Origin of the sequence: Rhodosalinus sp. (assembly GCF_041685465.1) — a bacterium.
In the GTDB taxonomy this organism is placed as follows: Bacteria; Pseudomonadota; Alphaproteobacteria; order Rhodobacterales; family Rhodobacteraceae; genus Rhodosalinus.
On the sequence record NZ_JAWLFS010000230.1, the window covers coordinates 1 to 4,657 of the forward strand.

The following is a 4,657-nucleotide window of genomic DNA, read 5'->3' on the forward strand; positions in this document are numbered from 1 at the left end:
CGGCCGCGGCGGTTGCCGCGCCGCTTCGCGCCGGCGCCGGAGCCCTTGGCGGCGCGGCTCGCCGCGCCCTCGCGGAGGCGGGTCAGGAGATCGGGCGGCAGGAGCGCCGCGACCGCTTCGACGAGCATCTCCTCGGGCAGGTCACCGAGGTCGCCCGCGTCGTCGGGGGTCTCGGGCTCGGGCTCGGGCGTGTCCTCCGGCGGCGGCGCGTCCTCCTCGGGCGGCGGCTCGGGCATCTGCGTGGCGCGGGCGGGGTAGACGAGTTCGGCGGCGGCGCGGATGTCGTCCTCGGTCACCGCGTCGCGGCCCTCGAGCGCGGCCTCGGCGCGGGCGGCGCGCAGCGCGAGGAGCGGCGCGCGCAGGCTGTCGATGCCGAAGCGGGCGGCGAGCGCGGTGAGGGCCGGCGCGGCCTCCTCCGGGATCGCCACATCGGCCAGGCGGGCGCGGGCCTCGGCGATCGCCGTCCACGGCAGATCGCCCCTGGCTTCCAGCCGGCCGATGCCGTCGAGGTCGAAGGAGAGCGCCAGGCGCTCGGCGAGGGCGGCGGGCGCGCGCTCGTCCGGTTCCGCGCCCTCGTCGAGGAGGACGAGGCTGTGGCCCGGCGAGGCGTCGAGGATCTGCGCGAGGCGCGCGGCGAGGTCGGGCGCCGCGCGCTCGGCCATCGGCAGGATCAGCCGGCAGGGGCGGTCGACGAACCCGCCGGCCATCACGGGGCGCCCGGCGGCGAGCGTGGCGGTGACGTCGAGGCCGCCGTAGAGCTCCGGGTCGCCGATCTCGGGGTGGATGCGGTGCGCCTCCCCGTCGAGCCCGGCCAGCAGCGCCTCGAAGCGCTGGCGCACAGGGCCGACGCGGGCACGCACGACGAGCCCGCGCAGCCCCTGCGGATCGACGGCGAAGAGCGCCAGCGCGCGGAGCGCCCGCGCCCAGCGCGCGCCCCCCTCGCTCACGCGAGCACCTCCTCCACGACGCGGGCGACGCGCGCGCCGGAGCCCGACTCGTCCAGCGGATCGCGGCGCAGCCGGTGCGAGAGGGCGAGGGGCGCGACCTGGCGCAGGTGGCTGCGCTCCACGGTGTCGTCGCCCTCGTAGGCGGCGAGCGCACGCGCCGACCGCAGAAGCGTCAGCTCGCCGCGCAGGCCGTCCGCGCCGAGCGTCACGCAGAGCTGCGCACAATCGCGCAGCGCGTCGTCCTCGGCCGCGACCCCGCGCAGCGCCGCGCGCGCGGCGAGGATACGGTCGCGCACCTTCGCGTCCTCGGCGCCCCAGTGCGCCATGAAGGCGTCCCGGTCGGTCTCGAAGGTGTCGCGGCGGCGCACCACCTCGATCCGCTCGTCGATGTCCGAGGGCGAACCGACCTCGACCGACAACCCGAAGCGGTCGAGGAGCTGCGGGCGCAGCTCGCCCTCCTCCGGGTTGCCGGAGCCGACGAGCACGAAGCGCGCCGGGTGGCGGATCGACATCCCCTCGCGCTCGACCACGTTCTGTCCCGACTGCGCGACGTCGAGCAGCAGGTCCACGATGTGATCCTCGAGCAGGTTCACCTCGTCGATGTAGAGATAGCCGCGGTTGGCCTGCGCGAGGAGGCCGGGCTGGAACACCTTCTCGCCGCTGGTCAGCGCGCGCTCGATGTCGAGCGCGCCGGTCACCCGGTCCTCGGTCACGCCGAGGGGCAGATCGACGACAGGGGTGGGCCGTTCGACGATCGCCTCGCCCACGCCGGTCGCCCAGTCCGGCACGGCCTCCGGGGATTCGGCGTTCACCGGGCACCCCTCGACCACGCGGATCGGCGGCAGAAGCGCGGCGAGCGCGCGCACGGCGGTGGACTTGCCGGTGCCGCGGTCGCCGAAGACCAGCACGCCGCCGAGCCCCGGCTCGATCGCGGTGAGGATCATGGCGAGCTTCATCTGCTCCTGCCCGACGATGGCCGAGAAGGGAAAGACTGGCGTCATGCGGCAAGCTCCAGGTTTGCGACGGGGTCCTCTCCCTCCCATGTGCCACGCGTCGCGAGGATGCGAAAGCGGGCGTAGAGCTCTTCGCGGAACCAGTCGCCCTCGCGCACGGCGCGGATGGCGCGGCCGTGGGGCGTGTCGCCGCGGGCGAAGCGGGCCATGCTCGCCGTGTCGGGCCAGATCGAGACGGTGACCTGCTGCACCCAGGGCACCTCGCCGATGCCGATCTTGAAGCGCACGTCCGTGTTCTCGCCGATGGCGCGGCTCACCGAGGGGCCCTGGCTCCAGAAGGCGAGCGCGCGGGAGGGCTTCACGGTGGCGCGGGTGAGCACCGCGGTCGGACCGGTCCACGGCTCGGCCGTCACCTCGAAGGGCTCGACGCCCGCCCAGCGACCGCGCGCCGAGCTCGCCGCGAGGAACATGGTGAAGGCCTCTTCCGCGCGGTCGTGGTAGCGGCGGAAGACCGGCGCCTCGGCCGTGCGCGTCTGCGCGGTTTCCAGGTCGGGCCAGGTGGCGAGAATCGCGTAGACGCCCCAGTTGGGCCAGGGCGTGAAGCCCTCGCCCACGCCGGACCCGCAGAGCTTCCAGGTGCCGATGTCGGGGACACGGGCCATCGGCCCCCGCGCGAGGCCCATCTGCGCGAAGGCCCAGGCGCGCGCGACGCCCTTGGGAAAACGGAAAAAGCTCAGGCTGACCGTCTGCATCGTCTCTGTCTCTCCAGCCGATAGTGTCAAGTCAATTTGACACATCGATCTGAACGCGAAAAGTGTCGCCAACGCCGCAGGTCGGGCATATTGTCAACTTGACTGGACAGTAGTAGCATCGGACCCATGTTGACACGCCTCGACCCCAATCTCGTCGCCGGCGCCACGCCCGCCGCCCCCCATGCCGTCGTCGTCGGCGCCGGCCTCGGCGGTCTGGCGGCGGCCATGCGCCTCGGCGCGCGCGGCTACCGCGTCACCGTGCTCGACCGGCTGGACCGGCCCGGCGGGCGCGGCTCCTCGGTGACGGAGGCGGGCCACCGCTTCGACCTCGGCCCGACCATCGTGACCGTGCCGCAGGTCTACGAGAAGCTCTGGGCCGCCTGCGGGCGCGACTTCCACGCCGACGTGGACCTGCGCCCCCTCGATCCCTTCTACACGATCCGCTGGCCGGACGGCTCGCATTTCACCGCCCGCGCCTCGACCGAGGCGATGGTGGAGGAGGTGCGCCGCCTCTCGCCCGGCGACGTGGACGGCTACCTGCGCTTCCTGAAGGACGCCGAGCGGCGCTATGTCGTCGGCTACGAGGGCATGGTCGCCGAGCCGATGCACCGGCTCTGGGACACCGTGAAGGTCCTGCCGGAGTTCGGCGTGCTGCGCGCCGACCGCTCCATCCTCGGCCTCGCCCGTGCGCGGGTGAAGGACGAGCGCCTGCGCATGGCCCTCTCGTTCCATCCGCTCTTCATCGGCGGCGACCCGATGCACGTCACCTCCATGTATGCGCTCGTCAGCCATCTCGAGAAGGAATACGGCGTGCACTACGCCATGGGCGGGGTGCAGGCGATCGCCGACGCCATGGCGAAGGTCGTCACCGAGCAGGGCGGCGAGATCCGGTATGGCGTGGAGGCCGACGAGATTCTCGTCGAGAAGGGCCGCGCGACCGGCGTGCGACTGTCCGACGGCGAGGTTCTGCCGGCCCGCGTCGTCGTCTCCAACGCGGATGCGGGGCATACCTATTCGCGGCTCCTGCGCAACCTGCCGCGCTGGCGCTGGTCCGACCGCACGCTCGAGCGCAAGCGCTGGTCCATGGGGCTTTTCGTCTGGTACTTCGGGACGAAGGGAACGGCGAAGATGTGGCCCGACGCCGGCCACCACACGATCCTTTCCGGCCCGCGCTACGAGGGGCTCCTGCAGGACATCTTCCTCAAGGGCCATCTCGCCGACGACATGAGCCTCTACCTGCACCGCCCCTCGGTGACGGACCCCTCCGTGGCGCCCGAGGGCGACGACACCTTCTACGTGCTCTCGCCGGTGCCGCACCTTGGCCACGACGATCCCGTGGACTGGTCCGAGATGCGCGAGACCTACCGCGCGAAGGTCGCCGCCGAGCTGCAGCGCGTCATTCCCGGCTTCGAGGACCATCTCTCGGCCGAGCTGATCTACACGCCCGAGGACTTCCGCGACCGCTACCTTTCGCCGCTCGGGTGCGGCTTCTCGATCGAGCCCCGCATCCTGCAATCGGCGTGGTTCCGCCCGCACAACGTCAGCGAGGAGGCCGAGGGCCTCTATCTCGCCGGCGCGGGGACGCATCCGGGCGCGGGGCTGCCGGGCGTCGTCTCCTCGGCGGAGGTACTCGACAAGATGGTGCCCGATCCGGCGGAGGTGCCCGCGTGATCGCGAAGGGCGATCTCGATCACTGCACGCAGGCGATCCGCCACGGATCGCGCAGCTTCCACACGGCCTCGCGCCTGCTGCCGCGCGACGTGCGGGAGCACGCGCTCGCGCTTTACGCTTTCTGCCGGCTCGCCGACGACGCGGTGGACATGCAGGACGCGAAGGCCGCCGCGGTGGACGACCTGCAGGAACGGCTCGCCCTGGCCTACGCCGGACAGCCGCGCAACACGCCCACCGACCGCGCCTTCGCGGCGATGGTGGAGACCGTCGAGATGCCGCGGGCCCTGCCCGAAGCGCTGCTGGAAGGCTTCGCGTGGGATGCGCTGGAACGGCG

General features: G+C 72.9%; 4 protein-coding genes and 1 pseudogene. 2 read left to right on the plus strand and 3 right to left on the minus strand.

Annotation, left to right across the window (positions count from 1 at the left end; genetic code table 11):
* The 3 genes and pseudogenes from ACESL7_RS13185 to crtA all read right to left on the minus strand — a co-directional run.
* Window positions 1–947 (minus strand): annotated as a pseudogene (locus tag ACESL7_RS13185) (magnesium chelatase subunit D); the annotation flags it as partial.
* Window positions 944–1,948 (minus strand): magnesium chelatase ATPase subunit I, encoded by a 1,005-nt coding sequence (bchI, locus tag ACESL7_RS13190; protein WP_372893771.1) that lies wholly within the window; start codon window positions 1,946–1,948, stop codon window positions 944–946. The gene bchI and the pseudogene ACESL7_RS13185, both read right to left, overlap by 4 nt.
* Window positions 1,945–2,652, minus strand: a complete 708-nt coding sequence (gene crtA, locus ACESL7_RS13195; RefSeq protein WP_372893772.1) for a spheroidene monooxygenase — start codon at window positions 2,650–2,652, stop codon at window positions 1,945–1,947. Before crtA ends, bchI begins: the two co-directional genes overlap by 4 nt.
* A gap of 126 nt (window positions 2,653–2,778) precedes the next feature.
* Between crtA and ACESL7_RS13200 the strand changes: the two genes are divergently transcribed.
* Both ACESL7_RS13200 and ACESL7_RS13205 read left to right on the plus strand, forming a co-directional pair.
* The gene (locus ACESL7_RS13200) at window positions 2,779–4,323 is read left to right on the plus strand and encodes a phytoene desaturase (RefSeq protein ID WP_372893773.1); all 1,545 of its coding nucleotides are present in this window, start codon (window positions 2,779–2,781) and stop codon (window positions 4,321–4,323) included.
* The coding region (locus ACESL7_RS13205; protein WP_372893774.1) for a phytoene/squalene synthase family protein at window positions 4,320–4,657 on the plus strand (338 nt) is incomplete at its 3' end. The genes ACESL7_RS13200 and ACESL7_RS13205, both read left to right, overlap by 4 nt.

Coding starts and splice junctions, on each gene's coding strand:
- ACESL7_RS13200 (WP_372893773.1), top strand. CDS start 2,779: ATGTTGACACGCCTCGACCCCAATCTCGTCGCCGGCGCCACGCCCGCC.
- crtA (WP_372893772.1), bottom strand. CDS start 2,652: ATGCAGACGGTCAGCCTGAGCTTTTTCCGTTTTCCCAAGGGCGTCGCG.
- bchI (WP_372893771.1), bottom strand. CDS start 1,948: ATGACGCCAGTCTTTCCCTTCTCGGCCATCGTCGGGCAGGAGCAGATG.